The sequence below is a fragment of the Nocardioides cremeus genome, from assembly GCF_030518195.1.
Classification (GTDB): Bacteria; Actinomycetota; Actinomycetes; order Propionibacteriales; family Nocardioidaceae; genus Nocardioides; species Nocardioides cremeus.
On record NZ_JAULSC010000285.1, the window covers coordinates 1 to 277 of the forward strand.

General features: G+C 44.0%; 1 protein-coding gene. It reads right to left on the minus strand.

Annotated features, from left to right (window positions below; all coding sequences use genetic code 11):
- Window positions 1-277: hypothetical protein (locus QWJ41_RS21170; RefSeq protein WP_302710470.1), on the minus strand; the 277-nt coding region annotated here is incomplete at both ends.

Consider the following 277-nt stretch of genomic DNA (forward strand, 5'->3'; position numbering starts at 1 on the left):
TAGACACCGCAGGCGAGAGGTTCGAAAGATAACTTGTCGGCGATACGGATGTTCCAAGGGTAATAATTCTGTTTGAGTGTAAGGGTTGCCATAGCATGGCGATCCGAGTTGCGGGGAACTATCCCCAAATATACATCTGTTTCCCAGTGATTACGATAATAATTCCAACCTGTTCCGAGGGAAAGCATACCCATTGATCCGGCGAACTGTAGCTTGGTATAGTGGGGAATGAGTTTTTCCCATCTGGATATATATTTTTCTACGCGTTTTTTATATC